The following is a 15,673-nucleotide window of genomic DNA, read 5'->3' on the forward strand; positions in this document are numbered from 1 at the left end:
GTTATGGTGCCATTTCGTACGCGCCGTTGAGCGGCAGCACGTATTCGTTCCACACCTTGTCGTAACGGGCCGCGTCGTTGGCCGGGCGACGGATCATCCGCAGCGCGAACTTGGCCTGGTCGTCGGTGGTGGCGGCCTTGTCGTTGAGTTCGACGGCGTAGCTGTTGAAGTCGCGGACCAGCAGGCCGAAGATCTCGTCGAGCAGCGCTTCGTCCACGCCAGTCAGCGGCGCTTCCTCCAGGATCAGCTGCGCATAGGGCACCAAGGCGAAGATCTGGCCGACCCCGAAGGCGAAGTCGATGTCCTTCTGCTGCGCCGCAGTCGGAGTCGCGGCGGCCAGCAACTCGGCCAGCACGTCGATCTGCTCGCGCAGCAGCGCGACATTGGGCAGGTGGGCGTAGCTGTCGAAAGAAGCCCGCCAGTCGTGGAAGCGCACCTTGCCCAGGCCGCCGGTCGGGCCCTGGTTGAACAGGAACGAGTCGTCGGCGTCGTCGTCGCGGCGGCCGATCAGCGGCAGCGCGGCGTCCGGCGCGAACAGGAAGTTGGGCATGAACTTGGCGAGCAGTCCGATGTTGATGTGGACAGTGCCTTCCAGTCGGGGCAGCATGCCGATCTCCTGGGCGACAGTCTCGAAGAACATGTCCTTCTCGACGCCCTTGGCGGCCATGACATCCCACAGCGCGGTGATGACGCGCTCGCCCTCGCCGGTGACCTTTGCTTTGACGAGCGGGCTGTACAGCAGGTAGCGGCGGTCCTCGGCGGACGCGCTGCGCATGTAGTCGCTGGCCCGAGTGGCGACCAGTCGCATCGCGACCAGACGCGCATAGGAGTCGGTGAGCAGTCGGCGCACATGGCTGAAGTCGGTGACGACGGAGCCGTAGAGGTGGCGGTTGGCGGCGTGGGTGACCGCCTCGTACAAGGCGTGGGTACACATGCCGATCGAGCCCCAACCGAGGTTGTACTTGCACACGTTGACGGTATTGAGCGCGGCGTGGAACGCACCCATGCCGCGGTGCAGCAGGTCGGCCTCGGTGACGGGGTACTCGTTCAGCGCGTAATTCGCCACATAGTTCGCCGAGTTCACCACGTTCTTCTTGCAGTCGTAGCGGTCGTCGTGGGAGTCGGCGGCGAAGAAGACGTATTCGTCCTCGGCGTCCGGGCTCGCGATCTTGCCGAAGGTGGACGCCATCCGGGCGACATTGGCGTTGCCGATGTAGTACTTCTCGCCCGATGCGGTCCAGCCGTGCTCGGAGGGCGTCAGGATCATGTCCGTCTGGTAGATGTCGGCTCCGTGCGCCTGCTCGGACAGACCGAAGGCGAACACCTCACCCTGCTCGAGCTGAGCTGCCGCTTTGCGCTTGGCGTCCTCGTTGTCGCTCATCCAGATCGGGCCCAGACCCAGCGCGGTCACCTGGAACGGGTACCAGTAGCTCAGCCCATAGAAGCCGATGATCTCGGCGAACTCGCTGATCCGGTAGGTGTCCCACCGGCAGTCGTCGGCGCCGTACTCCGCCGGGGTCAGCAGCGACGCGAAGATGCGGTTCTCCGCGATGTGGTTGAGAAAGTCGGTGTACCAGGCGCGCTCGCGGGCGTCTTCCTTGAGCTTCGCCTTGCCACGCTTCTCGAAGAAGTCCACCGTGGCCTGCATAATCTCGCCCGACCTGGCGTCCGGGTATTTGCGTTGCAGGTTGTTGGGGTTGAGCAGCATCAGGGTGGCTCCAGCACGAGGGGTGAGTGAGGTCAGAAAAGGCACGACGGCTCGACCGTACTGCACCGGTCTTGTTGCTGGAGCAGGTCTGGACAAAACGGCACTGTCGGCCGACCACCAAACCGACCTAGCATCAAAGGCGTGTCAGAACTCAATACCGCCCGCGGAACGATCGACACCACTGATCTAGGCGTGACGCTCATGCATGAGCACGTGTTCATCATGACCACCGAGATCGCACTGAACTACCCCGAGGCGTGGGGTGATGAGGAGAAGCGGGTCGCTGACGCCATCGCCCGACTCAACGAGCTGAAGTCGCGAGGGGTGGACACCATCGTCGACCTCACGGTCATCGGCCTGGGCCGCTACATCCCGCGCATCGCCCGGGTTGCCGCCGCCACCGGCCTCAACATCGTCGTTGCGACGGGTTTGTACACCTACAACGACATACCTTTCCGCTTTCACTACGAAGGCCCGGGCGGGATGCTGGGCGGCCCGGAGATCATGGCCGACATGTTCGTCCGCGACATCGAGCAGGGCATCGCCGACACCGGCATCAAGGCCGGAATCCTCAAGTGCGCCACCGACGAACCCGGCATCACGCCCGGGGTCGAACGCGTGCTGCGCGCCGTCGCTCAGGCGCATAAGCGCACCGGGGTACCGATCTCCACCCATACCCACGCAGGGTTACGACGCGGCCTCGAGCAGCAACGGATCTTCGAGGAAGAAGGCGTGGATCTGACTCGGGTGGTCATCGGGCATTCCGGCGACAGCACCGACGTCGGCTACCTCGAGGAACTCATCTCCGCCGGCTCCTACCTCGGGATGGACCGGTTCGGCATCGACGTGATCCTGCCCTTCGAGGAGCGGGTGGGCATCGTCGCCACCATGTGCGAACGCGGGCACGCTGACAAGATGGTGCTATCCCACGACGCCAACTGCTATTTCGACGCGCTGCCCGAAGATCTGGTGCCGCAGATGGCGCCTAATTGGCACTACCTGCACATCCACAACGACGTGATTCCCGCCCTCAAAGAGCGTGGCGTCACCGACGAGCAGTTGCACACCATGCTCGTCGACAATCCACGCCGCATATTCGAGAGGCAGGGCGCCTATTCGTGACGGTCCCGCCGATCGGAACCCAGATTTCACGGCTGGCCGAACTCGCCCCGGACGAACCGGCCGTCAGCTGCAACGGACAAACCATCACCCGTGCGGAACTCGAGTCCTCGGCCAACCGGTTGGCTCGCGCCTATGCCGAACGCGGCGTCACCGCCGGCAGCTACGTGAGCATCGTGCTGCCCAACTCGATCGAGTGGGTGCAGGCGACGGTGGCGTGCTGGAAATTGGGCGCGGTGCCCCAACCGCTGTCGCCGCGGCTTCCGGATGCGGAATTCGAAGGCTTGCTTGAGCTGAAGCCGCGATCGCTGCTGATCGGGCGTGCGGATCCGAACGGTGTAATACCTAGCGTGCCTCCGGGTTTCGTTCCTGATGAAGGCGTGTCCGATGCCGAACTCCCCGAAGCGGTGTCGCCGGCCTGGAAGTCTTTGGCCTCCGGGGGCAGCACCGGACGACCCAAGCTGATCGAGGCCGGCGGCGACAGCCGGATTCCGTCGGCGATCGGCTACCCGCTGGGGGCCGCAGAAGGCGACACCAGCCTGGTGCCGGTGCCGCTGAGTCACAACACCGGGTTCACCACCGCGACGATCGCCTTGTTGATGCGCCACCACCTGGTGCTGCTGCCCCGTTTCGATCCGCACGAATTCCTGCGACTCATCGGCGAACACCGGGTCACTTTCATCACCACGGTGCCGACGATCATGCAGCGGGTGCTGCCCGTCTACAACGCCGACCCGAACTCCTATGACCTGTCTTCGATCCGCCGGTTCTGGCATGTGGGCGCGCCCTGCCCGCCTGCCGTCAAGGAGGCGTGGATCAAGCTGCTGGGGCCCGAGGCGCTGTGGGAGCTCTACGGCGGCACCGAATTGCAGGCATTGACCTTCATCAACGGCGAGCAGTGGCTGGCACATCCCGGATCGGTGGGCCAGGTAGTCGCCGGGGAAATGAAGGTGCTCGACGACGACGGCAATCCCTGCCCGCCCGGCGTGGTCGGCGAGATCTATATGCGCCCCAGCCCGGGCAGTCCCGCGACCTACCGCTACGTGGGCGTCAAAGCCAAGAACCGGGACGGCTGGGATTCGCTGGGCGATCTCGGCTATTTCGACGCCGAAGGTTTCCTCTACCTGTCGGACCGCCGGGTCGATATGTTCACCGTCGGCGGCCGCAATGTCTATCCGGCAGAGATCGAGAACGCCTTGTCCGAACACAGCGACGTGTTGTCCTGCTTGGCCGTCGGCCTTCCTGACGAGGACCTGGGCCAAGTCCCGCACGCGCTGGTGCACACCGTCAGCGGGTCTGTCCTGGACGCTGCAACGGTGCAAGCGTTCGTAGGCGAACGGTTAGCGGCATACAAGGTGCCGCGCACCGTCGAATTTGTCGATGCGCCCCTGCGGGACGACGCCGGTAAGGCACGTCGAACGGCGGTGCGTGACAATGTGATAGCGCGACTGCGCGCTGCGGAACACCCAGGGGGTCAACCGTGAACGAGGCCTTTGCTGTGCAGTACTCCGGGCTGAGCGACATCGGTTGCGAACGTTCCGAGAATCAGGACCGCTGGGGAAGGGACGACGATCAGTACTTGTTCATCGTCGCCGACGGTGTTGGTGGCAGTAGGGACGGCGCGCTGGCCGCCCAGACGATGGTGGACATCCTGCCCAGGTACGTCGCCCACCACCTGCCGCTGGACCAGCGCGACCAACCGGACGCGGCCGACCGACTGGCCCGCGCCGTCTCCGAACTCTCCGACGACCTGCACGCCAAGGCGCAGACCGATGCCCGCTATCAGGGCGCGAACAGCACGCTGGTCGCGGTGGTCATCGCGGGCACCCGCGCGTTGGTGGCCCACCTCGGCGACAGCCGGGCCTACCTGCACCGGGAACTACCGCTGCAGCGGTTGACCCGCGATCACACCCTGGTACAGGCCCTGGTCGACGCCCACCAGGTCGATGCCAAGGACACCGGCCGCCATAAGGCCCGCAGCGTGGTGACCCGCTACATGGGGATGCCGCCACCCGCCAAGGCCGACGGCAGCGCCGTGGAACTGCAACCCGGCGACCGGATCCTGATCTGCAGCGACGGCCTGCACGGTGTGGTGAAAGAGGCGGGGCTGGCCAAGATTCTGGATCTGAATCCTGATCCTGGCTACGCGTGCCGGGACCTGATCTCGGCGGCCCGCGACGGCGGCGGACCCGACAACATCACCGCTGTGGTGATCAACATCTTCAGTCAACACGGGTTGCCGGCGACGCAGCCGGTGAAGATGGCTGACTGACCCCAAAGTGCCGTCGCCGGAACGCATCCCGGACATAGGCCAGCATGACCTCGGTAACGTTCGCCGAAAGTGGTGTTACAGCAAGACGATTGGGCCGCGTCGGCGGATTGGTGATGTCGGCGACCGTCAGCGATAGGTGCGGACGCAGTCCGCGCACCGCGTGCCGCACGGCGCATTCTTCAACGGCGTAGGGGTATCGCGAGCACACGGTCGTGACCCCGGACTGACCTTCGTGCTCCCACGGCATTTCGTACAGCGGCGTCCCGTCGGGCACCCCCGGCGTGAACGGGAAGACTGCGAATGGCCAGCGATGGTCGTGTAGGTCGCCACTCACCGTCCTAGGGAAGACGTGCATCGCGACGGAGTACTCGCGACGCTCCGGCACCTCGGCCACCAGGCTGTCGGCCGCCTCGATACGGACGTACTGATCGGCGATGTCCGACGCCCGCCACGCGCCGGCATCGTCGAGGTGGCGGTTGAACTTCTCGAAGTTCTCCAACAGTGTCCGCAGCGTTGGCGAATCCCGCGGCGAGGTCAATATGGTCAGGTCAGACATAGCGCGGCGATGCCAGCATCTTCGGATGGTCATCGCGTGGCTGGCGATGCTGACGATCATCTCGGTCGCCGCATTGACCCTCAGCGTCGTGGTGTGGATGCGATTGCCGCGCCGGTCGCCCGCACCCCCGGAGTACTCGCCCTACCCCGCGCAACCACCGTCATACGGTTCTCCGTACCCTCCGCCGACCACACCGGGGCCTGCCACACGTTGGGAACACCATTCGGGGTGCACCGGAACGACCATCGACTACCAGACGATCGAGCGGATGAGGCTCACGGCGCGATCGCGTCGGCTTCCCGGTCCTGTGATTCGTCCTGCTTTTCGCGTTTCTCCCAGCGGCGCAACGCCTCCCGGCAAGGTGACTCGACCAGCGCATAGCTCACCGCAGCGATCGCAATGCCGAAGAGCAGAGTCAGTGCCAGCACCGTCGGCATGTGCCCGGAGAACGCGAATACCCCGAGCACCGGGAATACCATGTCCAGCGCGGCCAGGTGCCAGATGAACAGGCCGTAGGACCAGCGCCCCAAGGTGACCATCAACGTGCTGCCGAGCAGTCGGTGCGGCGTATCGAGGCGGTCCAGCACCAGCGGCGCCACCAGAGCGAACGCCACCACCGAACCCATCGCGGTCTTCACCGAGAACTGCAAGGCGGTGCTCGGCACCAGGCCGGCCGGACCCGCCAGCGGAGATGCCGCCACCAGGAAGGCCGCCACCGCCGCCACAGCCATCACAACGCGGCGGCGAGCCAACCGGTGCGGCCAGCCGACCGGGCTGTGCACCAATTCGGCCAGCAACATTCCGGCGGCAAACCAGGAGAAGAACGCCGGCGGCCAGTTCACCGGATTGGCACCGGGGCCACCACCCAGAACGGCCAGTGGCAACCAGCCCCAGCCCCAACTGAGCGCTCCGAGCGCAGCGATCGTCGGAATGCGGGCGCCTACCGGGATCCGGCGCGCCAGGAACGCCAGGATCGGCAGAGCCAGGTAGAAACCGACCTCGACGGACAGGCTCCACATCTGGGTAAGACCGCCGGTGAGGGTCAGCGGCACGTAAATCTGGGTGAGGGTGAGGTTTGCCAACCACACCGTCAGGTTGGCGTGGTTCGAATCCGGCAGCAGGGTCAGGATCACCACCACCGCGACCAGATATGCCGGCATGATGCGAACCAGGCGCGACCGTAGATAGTGGCCCGTCCGCGGCCTCGGCGACAGATCCCTTGCCGCCGCCGCGTGCGCACGCCACAACAGGAATCCGGACAACGTGAAGAACACCGCGACGGCCAGATCGAAGCGGCCGAACAACCGGCCGTCGATCCCGCTGGCGTGTCCGGTCTGGAAGGCGACGTGGGTGACTACTACACCCATGGCGGCGCACGCGCGCATGCCCTCGACGGCAGGCAGAAAGCTACGGGTCCCACCCACCTGCTGGTCGTCGGTCACGGTCACAGTCTGCCGGGGCGCTGCTCCGAAGTCTTCAGTGCGCCTAAGCTTGGCTCGAGTTCGTCCGTCGAGCGAATGCCCTCTGCTGTTAGGGTCAAGCGGGTCTGCCTCGCTGCTTGGTCAGGTCGGAGCGGGTCGCGACCAATTCTTGGACCAGAAGGAGGTCACAGCAACGTGAACCGAGCAGTCATGTTGCGCATCGCCGCATGCGGGACAATCGGACTCGGAGCCGCACTGCTGATCGCCGCGCTGCTGTTGTCGACCTATACCAGCAACAGGATCACCAAGATCCCGCTCAATATCGATGCGACGCTGATCGCCGAAGGCAACGGAACCGCGCTGGACGCGGCGTCACTGTCCAGTGATCACGTCGTCGTCAACCAGAATGTGCCGCTGGTCTCGCAGCAGCAGATCAGCGTGGAGACGCCCGCCAACGCCGAGGTGGTCACCCTGCAGGTCGGGTCCTCCGTCCGGCGCAGCGACAAGCAGAAGGACACCGGCCTGCTGCTGGCCATCGTCGACATCGTGACCCTTAACCGCAAGACCGCGCTGGCGGCGACGGACGAGTCACACCGCGGCGCGGTGCAGAACCCGCGCGGCGTCGGCGACGAGACCCCGCCGACCGCAAAGCCGGTGCGCCACGAAGGTCTGGCGTACCGCTTTCCGTTCAACACCGAACGCAAGACGTACCCCTACTTCGATCCGATCGCGCAGAAGCCATACGACGCGAACTACGAGGGTGAAGAAGACGTCAACGGGCTGACCACGTATCGGTTCACCCAGAACGTCGGTGTCAACAGCGAGGGCAAACCGGCCGCGCCGATCCCCTATCTGTCGCTGTACGGGGCGAATGAGGACGGCAAGATCACCACCTCCGCGCAGATGTGGGGGGTCCCCGGCGAGCCGGGTGAGCAGATCACCATGACGCGCTACTACACCGCGAAGCGCACTTTCTGGGTCGACCCGGTGTCCGGCACCATCGTCAAGGAAACCGATCAGGCCGACCATTACTACGCCCGCGACGCGCTCAAGCCCGAGGTGACACTGGCCGACTTCAAGGTCACATCCACCCCGGAGACCGTCGAATCTCAGGTCAATTCGGCGCGCGACGAGCGGGACCGACTGGCCCTCTGGTCACGGGTATTGCCGATCACGTTCACCGCTGTCGGGTTGATCGCGCTGCTCGGGGGTGGCGTGCTCGCGTCGTTCAGCCTGCGGACCGAGAGCGCATTGACCGACCCCAGCCTGGACCGCGAGGACACCGACTTTCTCCGGCGTGCCGGACTGGAGCCACCGATCCCGGGGGCTGAGGCAGAGACCGAGAAGATTCCCGCGCAGCGGCCGGATCTCCATGAGGAGTCGAGTCCACCGGGTGCAGATCCGCCCGCGGATCCGGCCCCACCCGATGCCGGGCCGACTGAGCCCGGTTCGCCGCCCGCGAGTCCCGCCGGCCCGACCGAGCGGGCTTAACGCTGCCCGTCCGGGCCTTACTTCTACGCTGGTCCCGGCCGGCGTACGCGTTGGTCCTTGCGCTGTTGGTGCTCGGGCCGGTTCTGGCGCCGGGGTATCTGCTGCTGCGCGACGCGGTGTCCACTCCGAGGTCGTATCTGTCGGATACCACGCTGGGCTTGACGGCGGCTCCGCGCGCCAGCCCGCAGGATTTCGCGGTTGCACTGGCATCGCATGTGCTCGACGGCGGAATCGTGGTCAAGGCGCTGCTGCTGATCGGACTGTGGCTGGCGGGTTGGGGGGCGGCCAGACTGATCGCCACAGCGCTGCCCGAAGCCGGCGCCGCGGGCGAGTTCATCGCGATCACCCTGGCGATCTGGAACCCGTATGTCGCTGAGCGACTGCTGCAGGGACATTGGAGCCTGTTGGTCGGCTACGGCTGTCTGCCGTGGATCGCGGCGACAATGCTGGGACTGCGGATGCGGGGCGGTGGCTGGTGGGGCTTCTGCGGCCTGGCCTTCTGGGTGGCGCTGGCCGGGCTGACGCCGACCGGGCTGTTACTCGCGGCGACGGCGGCACTGGTGTGCGTGGCGGCCCCGGGTGACGGCTGGCCGCGGTTGTTGTGTGCGATCACAGCGTTGGGCGTTGCGGTGGTAGCTGCCCTCCCGTGGCTGATCGCGTCGCTGCTGGGCTCGCCGCTGGCCACAGCCACGGCCGCCAACGGGCTCGGTGTGAATGCGTTCGCGGCACGGGCCGAACCGGGTCTCGGCACATTAGTCAGCCTGGCCGGCCTGGGTGGGATCTGGAACAGCCACGCCGTACCGGACTCGCGGACAACGCTTTTCGCACTGATGTCCACCCTGGCGCTGTTCGCCGTGGTGGCGGCCGGACTTCCCGCGGTGCTACGTCGTCCGGCCGTGGTGCCGTTGTTGGTGTTGGCCGCAGTGTCCGTGCTGGTGCCGGCCTTGATGGCCACCGGGCCGGGTCTGCAGTTGCTGCGCGCGATCGTCGACGCCATACCCGGCTTCGGTGTGTTGCGCGACGGCCAGAAGTGGGTTGCGCTGGCCGTGCCCGGGTACGCGCTGGCCGGTGCCGGCGCGGTGCTCGTGCTGCGACGCTGGTTGCGCCCCGCCGTGGCGGCCGTCTGCTGCTGCCTGCTGCTGTTGCTGGCGCTGCCCGACCTGGCCTGGGGAGTCTGGGGAAAGGTCGCCGCGGTGCACTATCCACCCGGCTGGTCAGCCGCGGCGGCGGCGATCAACCGCGAGCCCGGCCCGGTGGCCGTCCTGCCGGCCGGCACCATGCGGCGGTTCGTCTGGTCAGGCCCGGCCCCAGTGCTCGATCCCCTCCCCCGCTGGGTGAGTGCGGATGTGCTCAGCACCGGCGATCTGGTCATTTCCGGCGTGACCGTACCCGGCGAGGGTGCCCACGCCCGGGCGGTCCAGGAGATGCTCAAGTCCGGGACCGAACCGGTGACGCTCGCTTCGGCCGGGGTGGCGTGGCTGGTGGTCGAATGCGGCACTGCCGGTGACATGGCGGCGAGCGCACACACGGTGTCGCAGCTGACAGCGGTCTACCGCGACAAGGACATTGCGGTCTATCGGATCGGTGGACATTCCGAGGGGGTCCCCGCCGCCCGTCGGCACGCGGTGCTGGCTGCGCATCTGGCGTGGCTGGCCCTGCTGGTGGTCGGGGGCGTTGGTGCGTTGATCGGGATTAGACGAGCCCGCTGACGCGCTGGCCCGCTTGAACGGTTTCCAGCACGGTACGCAGCGCGTCGGCACTCTGCCGCCAGGAGAACTCCACACTGCGCGCTTGGGCTTTGAATCCGAGTTGGTCGCGCAGGACTGGATCGGATAGCAACTCGTCGAGCCGGTCCACCAGTTCGGCGCCGGTATCGACCAATATGCCGGTGACGCCGTCGATGATCGAGTCGGACAGGCCGCCGGAGGAGCGATACCCGACGGTCGGCACGTGGTGCTGGCCCGCCTCGACCACCGCCAGGCCCCACCCCTCTTTCCGGGACGGCAGTACGTGCACCCAGGAGTGTTGCAGCAGATGGTGTTTGGCCACGTCGTCAACGTGGCCGTGGAACGTGACGGCGTCAGACACACCTAGCTGTTGCGCGTGGTCGACGAGCCGCTGACGCCACCACCCGCCGCCGACGACGTCGAGGTGCAGACCCGGGATGCGGGGTCGCAGCGCTGCAAGCGCATCCAGCGCGTCCTCGATCTGCTTGTGCGGCACCAGCCGAGACAGCACCACCACGCGCGGCGCCTCCGCCCGCTGACCGGACAGCGTCTGCGCCGGCGCCTCGTCTAAACCATTGCGAACCACAGCGATTCGTTCGCCGTCCACACCGAGTGCCACCAGATCCCGCGCCGAGGGCAGCGACACGGTCACGTACTGGTTGTGTCGGTGCAATCGCGGGGACAGCGTCGACTCGACGAACCAACCCACCCGGGACAACACTGGACCCGCCACCGGCCACTGCTCGCGGTGGCAGTGATGCACCAGCACCACCACCCGCCGTCCGTAGAGCAGCCTGGCCAGGAAGGGCAACCCATTCTGCGTGTCGACGACCACGTCGGGTCGGACGTGGCGCAGTGAGCCGAACCCGATTTTGGCCAGCGCCATCGCCAGCATCGCCCAGATATAGACGGTGTAGCGGCCCCCGGCCCGACTGATGCGTACCCCGTCGACGACCTCATGACGGAGGGCGCCCGGGTAGCGCGCAGTGCGCAACGTGACATCGACGCCATCGGCGGCGAGTTGCGCGCCGATGCGCTGCAAATAAGTCTCGCTGCCGCCGCCCTGCGGATGCCCGGTATCGCGCCAGCACAGCAGCAGCACGGATCGCAGGTCAGACATCGGTTACAGCGTAACGGGCGATGAGACCAGCGCTCGCCGCAAACTGGACGCAGCGGTCGTAACCTTTGCTGTTTCGCCCGCCACTGGCCCGCATTGAAAGAATTATCCAGATTAGGCTCGGCGAATCGGTGGCGAGATCCTATGGTGGGCGCAGTACCGTGCGTCAACGGGAGGTGGGGTGTGGAAGGCACACCATTTGGCCGCTACCGCCTGATCGAGTTGCTGGGCCGCGGTGGCATGGGCGAGGTGTGGCGGGCGTTCGACACCGTCACCGAACGCGTGGTCGCACTCAAGGTGCTTCCCGCCGAGTTCGCCGACGACGAAACCTTCCAGCAACGATTCCGCCGCGAAGCTCGCTCGGCAGCCGGACTCGACGAGCCGCACGTCGTCCCCATCTACGACTTCGGCGAGATCGACGGACGCTTGTTCGTCACGATGCGCCTCATTCAGGGTCATGATCTGCAAACCGTGCTGGCCGATGGGCCGCTGGACCCCACGCGCGCGGTTTACATCATCGAGCAGGTGGCCTCAGCGCTTCACGCCGCTCACCGCATCGACCTGGTCCATCGCGACGTCAAACCCTCCAACATCCTGGTCGCCGAGGACGATTTCACCTACCTGATCGACTTCGGTATCGCTCGCTCGGCGGGCGACACATCACTGACTCACGGCGGCGGCGTCGTCGGGTCCTTTGCCTACCTGTCCCCCGAACGGCTGACCAACGGGCGCAGCGATCACCGCGCCGACATCTACGCTCTGACCTGCGTGCTGCACGAATGCCTCACCGGAAGCCAGCCCTTCCCAGGCGGCAGTCTCGAACAGCAGGTCGGAAACCACCTATCCAAACCCCCACCGCGTCCGTCCACCCTGCGGGCGAACCTGCCCGCCGACCTCGACCGGGTCATCGCCAAAGGGATGGCCAAGAACCCCGACGATCGATACCGCACTACCAAGGAATTGATCACCGCGGCGCGCACCGCCGTCACCGCACCTCTCCCCAAGCCCGCGTCACCACCAGCACCAACACCGCCACGGGCCCAATCCGGATCCGACCAGCCAACTGTCCGCGCGCCGTACCCGGCACCGCAGGGACACCAGCCCAAGACCCCGGTCATGTACTCGCCCTACCCGACCCCGCCGAAGGCGGCATCCTTCGCGCGGCCCGCGGTATCCGTCCCCAATCCGCCTAGTACGCCGCCGGCCACCCCGAAGCCCCGTAGCCGCCAGATACGGGTGTGGGCAGGCATCGCTGCCGTCGTCGTCGTGTTGGCCGTTGTTGCCGCCGTTGTCATAGTGAGAGGCCGGAACTCGGACAGCGCCGATGCGGTCAGCTCGGCACCGACCACCACCACCTCTGCCGCCCCTCTCGTTGCCCGGGGGGCATTGAACGGGCTGCTCCTCAGTGTCGACGCGATCAACGCGGCGATGGGGGCCACCAAGCTGGCCGACTCGGGTGGTCGCCATGCGATCGGCAAGAGTCCCGTCCAGATCTCGCCCGCGGAGTGCCGGGTCGTCCACGCGCTGGATTCCGCTGCCTACACGGGTAGTGCGTGGACCGATTCGCTACAGGAGGAGTTCGTCGAGGATCCGGCCAATCACTGGATCGACCAGGCTGTCGTGCGGTTTCCCTCAGCGACGAGCGCGGCCGAGTTCGTGGAGAAATCACTGCCAGTATGGGCGGCCTGCGAGAACGCAACCTATTCCGTGAAGTGGCCTAACAGCGAACCCAATCAATGGTCTTCCGGGCCGGTATCGAACGTCCTCGGGACCCTCTCGATCAACCTCAAAGGCAGCGGTTGGAGTTGTCAGCAGGCGCTAACTTCTGCCAACAACGTGGTGGTCAACGTTTCGGCATGTAATTACGGCCTCACGAGTGAGGGGGTCAGCATCGCTGAGCAGATCGCGGCGAATGTTCCCAAGTAGCGCCCGATCCATGGGTGCGGCGCGGACGTAGGGTGTGCGCGTGGCGGTCACCGACGTCTTCGCGCGACGCGCGCGGCTGCGCAGATCGGCACGACTGCTGTCGGAGTTCCGCTTCGAACAGTCCGACCCGGCGCGCTTCTACGGCGCGCTCGCCGCCGACACCGCAGCGATGGTCGGCGACCTCTGGCTGGCGAACCGGGGCGCGTCCCCGGCCGGGCGCACCCTGCTCGACGTCGGCGGCGGACCCGGCTACTTCGCCTCGGCGTTCGCCGACCTCGGGGTCCGCTACATCGGCGTCGAACCGGATCCGAGTGAAATGCACGCCAGCGGACCCGTGTTCGCGGGCGAACGAGGCAGTTTCGTCCGGGCGTCGGGCATGGCACTGCCGTTCGCCGACGATTCGGTGGACATCTGCCTATCCTCGAACGTCGCCGAGCATGTGCCGCGTCCCTGGCAGCTTGGCAACGAGATGCTGCGGGTGACCCGGCCCGGCGGGCTGGTGGTGCTGTCCTACACCGTGTGGCTGGGCCCGTTCGGAGGCCACGAAATGGGACTTACGCACTACCTCGGCGGCGCACGTGCCGCAGCCATGTATGCGCGCAAGCATGGCCGTCCGGCCAAGAACAACTACGGGTCGTCGTTGTTCGCGGTGTCCGCCGCCGACGGCATGAAGTGGGCCGCGAGCACTGGGGCGGCTTTGGCGAGTTTCCCTCGCTACCACCCGCGATGGGCCTGGTGGATGACGTCGGTACCTGGACTTCGCGAGTTACTGGTGAGCAATCTGGTGCTGGTCCTGCAAGCGCAGTAATGAAACATGTTCTCGTTTTGCGCCGGCTTGGGTAGGGTGGCGATTGTGACTGCAGTAACAACCGCTACGACGGAGTACGACAAGCTATTCATCGGCGGCAAGTGGACGGAGCCGTCGACCGACCAGACCATCGAGGTGCACTGCCCGGCCACCGGCGAATACGTCGGCAAGGTTCCGCTGGCAGCGGCCGCCGATGTGGACGCAGCGGTCGCTGCGGCCCGGGCGGCATTCGACAGCGGCCCGTGGCCTTCGACGCCGCCCAAGGAACGCGCGGCCGTCATCGCGAGCGCGCTCAAGCTGCTCGAAGAGCGCAAGGAGCACTTCGCCAAACTGCTCGCCGACGAAACCGGCCAGCCGCCGATGACCATCGAGACGATGCACTGGATGGGTTCGATGGGGGCGATGAACTTCTTCGCCGGCCCCGCCGTCGACCAGGTCAAGTGGCGCGAGATCCGCAACGGCTCCTATGGGCAGACGATCGTGCACCGCGAAGCGATCGGTGTGGTGGCCGCGATCGTGGCCTGGAACGTGCCGTTGTTCCTGGCGATCAACAAGCTCGGTCCGGCATTGCTGGCCGGATGCACCGTGGTGCTCAAGCCGGCGGCCGAAACACCGCTGACGGCAAACGCTTTGGCGGAGGTGTTCGCCGAGGCCGGGCTGCCCGAAGGTGTGCTGTCGGTAGTACCCGGCGGCATCGAAACCGGACAGGCACTGACCTCCAACCCCGACGTCGACCTGTTCACCTTCACCGGCAGTTCGGCGGTCGGCAAAGAGATCGGCAAGCGCGCCGCGGACCTGCTCAAGCCTTGCACCCTGGAACTCGGCGGGAAGTCGGCGGCGATTCTGCTCGAGGATGTCGACCTGGCGTCGGCGATCCCGATGATGGTGTTCTCCGGGATTATGAACACCGGTCAGGCCTGTGTGGGCCAGACCCGCATTCTGGCGCCACGCTCGCGGTACGACGAGATCGTGGAAGCGGTAAGCAATTTCGTGCAAATGCTGCCGGTCGGGCTGCCGTCCGACCCGGCCGCCCAGATCGGATCGCTGATCTCGGAGAAGCAGCGCAGCCGGGTCGAGGGCTACATCGCCAAGGGCATCGAGGAAGGCGCCCGCCTGGTGTGTGGCGGCGGCCGTCCCGAAGGTCTGGACCAGGGCTTCTTCGTGCAGCCCACGGTGTTCGCCGACGTCGACAACAAGATGACCATCGCCCAGGAGGAAATCTTCGGGCCGGTGCTGGCGATCATTCCTTATGACACCGAAGAGGATGCGATCAAGCTCGCCAACGACTCGGTGTACGGCCTGGCCGGCAGCGTGTGGACGACCGACATCCCCAAGGGCATCGAGGTTTCGGAGAAGATCCGCGCCGGGACGTATGCCATCAACTGGTACGCCTTCGACCCCTGCTGTCCGTTCGGCGGCTACAAGAACTCCGGCATCGGTCGGGAGAACGGGCCTGAAGGTGTCGAGCACTTCACTCAGCAGAAGAGCGTGCTGATGCCGATGGGGTACACGGTCGAGTAACTGCGGC

The 15,673-nt window shown here is 66.2% G+C and carries 12 protein-coding genes; 8 read left to right on the forward strand and 4 right to left on the reverse strand.

The window, feature by feature from the left end:
• Position 1 precedes the first annotated feature (1 nt).
• Complete coding sequence (locus ACZY1I_RS12045) at positions 2–1,708, reverse strand: acyl-CoA dehydrogenase family protein (protein WP_463755098.1); 1,707 nt, start codon at positions 1,706–1,708, stop codon at positions 2–4.
• Positions 1,709–1,849: 141 nt separating this feature from the next.
• Here ACZY1I_RS12045 and ACZY1I_RS12050 point away from each other — a divergent pair, with 141 nt between their 5' ends.
• From ACZY1I_RS12050 to ACZY1I_RS12060, 3 genes are read left to right on the forward strand one after another with little or no spacing between them, the layout of a single operon-like run.
• A complete protein-coding gene (locus ACZY1I_RS12050) occupies positions 1,850–2,830 on the forward strand; it encodes a phosphotriesterase family protein (RefSeq protein ID WP_463754629.1) in 981 nt (326 codons plus the stop codon).
• Positions 2,827–4,311: an AMP-binding protein gene (locus ACZY1I_RS12055; RefSeq protein WP_463754630.1), complete on the forward strand. Its 1,485-nt coding sequence runs from the start codon at positions 2,827–2,829 to the stop codon at positions 4,309–4,311. The genes ACZY1I_RS12050 and ACZY1I_RS12055 overlap by 4 nt, the downstream gene beginning before the upstream one ends.
• Positions 4,308–5,099, forward strand: a complete 792-nt coding sequence (locus tag ACZY1I_RS12060) for a PP2C family protein-serine/threonine phosphatase (protein ID WP_463754631.1) — start codon at positions 4,308–4,310, stop codon at positions 5,097–5,099. The genes ACZY1I_RS12055 and ACZY1I_RS12060 overlap by 4 nt, the downstream gene beginning before the upstream one ends.
• Here the strand turns inward: ACZY1I_RS12060 and ACZY1I_RS12065 are convergent.
• Both ACZY1I_RS12065 and ACZY1I_RS12070 read right to left on the reverse strand, forming a co-directional pair.
• Entirely contained in the window at positions 5,050–5,655 is a 606-nt protein-coding gene (locus ACZY1I_RS12065; RefSeq protein WP_463754632.1) for a hypothetical protein, read from the reverse strand. The genes ACZY1I_RS12060 and ACZY1I_RS12065 overlap by 50 nt on opposite strands.
• A 275-nt stretch (positions 5,656–5,930) precedes the next feature.
• Positions 5,931–7,103: an acyltransferase family protein gene (locus ACZY1I_RS12070; RefSeq protein WP_463754633.1), complete on the reverse strand. Its 1,173-nt coding sequence runs from the start codon at positions 7,101–7,103 to the stop codon at positions 5,931–5,933.
• 168 nt (positions 7,104–7,271) lie between these two features.
• On the opposite strand from ACZY1I_RS12070, the gene pgfA reads away from it, so the two are divergent.
• Entirely contained in the window at positions 7,272–8,567 is a 1,296-nt protein-coding gene (gene pgfA, locus ACZY1I_RS12075; protein ID WP_463754634.1) for a cell envelope lipid trafficking protein PgfA, read from the forward strand.
• 2 nt (positions 8,568–8,569) lie between these two features.
• A complete protein-coding gene (locus ACZY1I_RS12080; protein WP_463755099.1) occupies positions 8,570–10,276 on the forward strand; it encodes an MmpA family trehalose lipid delivery protein in 1,707 nt (568 codons plus the stop codon).
• On the opposite strand, the gene ACZY1I_RS12085 is transcribed toward ACZY1I_RS12080, so the two are convergent.
• Positions 10,260–11,414 (reverse strand): glycosyltransferase family 4 protein, encoded by a 1,155-nt coding sequence (locus tag ACZY1I_RS12085; RefSeq protein WP_463754635.1) that lies wholly within the window; start codon positions 11,412–11,414, stop codon positions 10,260–10,262. The two genes, ACZY1I_RS12080 and ACZY1I_RS12085, sit on opposite strands and share 17 nt — an antisense overlap.
• Before the next feature lie 180 nt (positions 11,415–11,594).
• On the opposite strand from ACZY1I_RS12085, the gene ACZY1I_RS12090 reads away from it, so the two are divergent.
• From ACZY1I_RS12090 to ACZY1I_RS12100, 3 genes are read left to right on the forward strand one after another with little or no spacing between them, the layout of a single operon-like run.
• Complete coding sequence (locus ACZY1I_RS12090; RefSeq protein ID WP_463754636.1) at positions 11,595–13,337, forward strand: serine/threonine-protein kinase PknH/PknJ; 1,743 nt, start codon at positions 11,595–11,597, stop codon at positions 13,335–13,337.
• 40 nt (positions 13,338–13,377) lie between these two features.
• On the forward strand, positions 13,378–14,145 hold the full coding sequence (locus tag ACZY1I_RS12095; RefSeq protein ID WP_463754637.1) for a class I SAM-dependent methyltransferase: 768 nt from the start codon (positions 13,378–13,380) through the stop codon (positions 14,143–14,145).
• 45 nt (positions 14,146–14,190) lie between these two features.
• A complete protein-coding gene (locus ACZY1I_RS12100) occupies positions 14,191–15,666 on the forward strand; it encodes an aldehyde dehydrogenase (protein ID WP_463754638.1) in 1,476 nt (491 codons plus the stop codon).
• Positions 15,667–15,673: the final 7 nt, after the last annotated feature.

Source organism: Mycobacterium sp. IDUB_37 (assembly GCF_055419245.1).

Excerpts from the sequence above, each read along its gene's own strand:
- ACZY1I_RS12045 (WP_463755098.1), bottom strand. The coding sequence starts at position 1,708 with ATGCTGCTCAACCCCAACAACCTGCAACGCAAATACCCGGACGCCAGG.
- ACZY1I_RS12065 (WP_463754632.1), bottom strand. The coding sequence starts at position 5,655 with ATGTCTGACCTGACCATATTGACCTCGCCGCGGGATTCGCCAACGCTG.
- ACZY1I_RS12085 (WP_463754635.1), bottom strand. The coding sequence starts at position 11,414 with ATGTCTGACCTGCGATCCGTGCTGCTGCTGTGCTGGCGCGATACCGGG.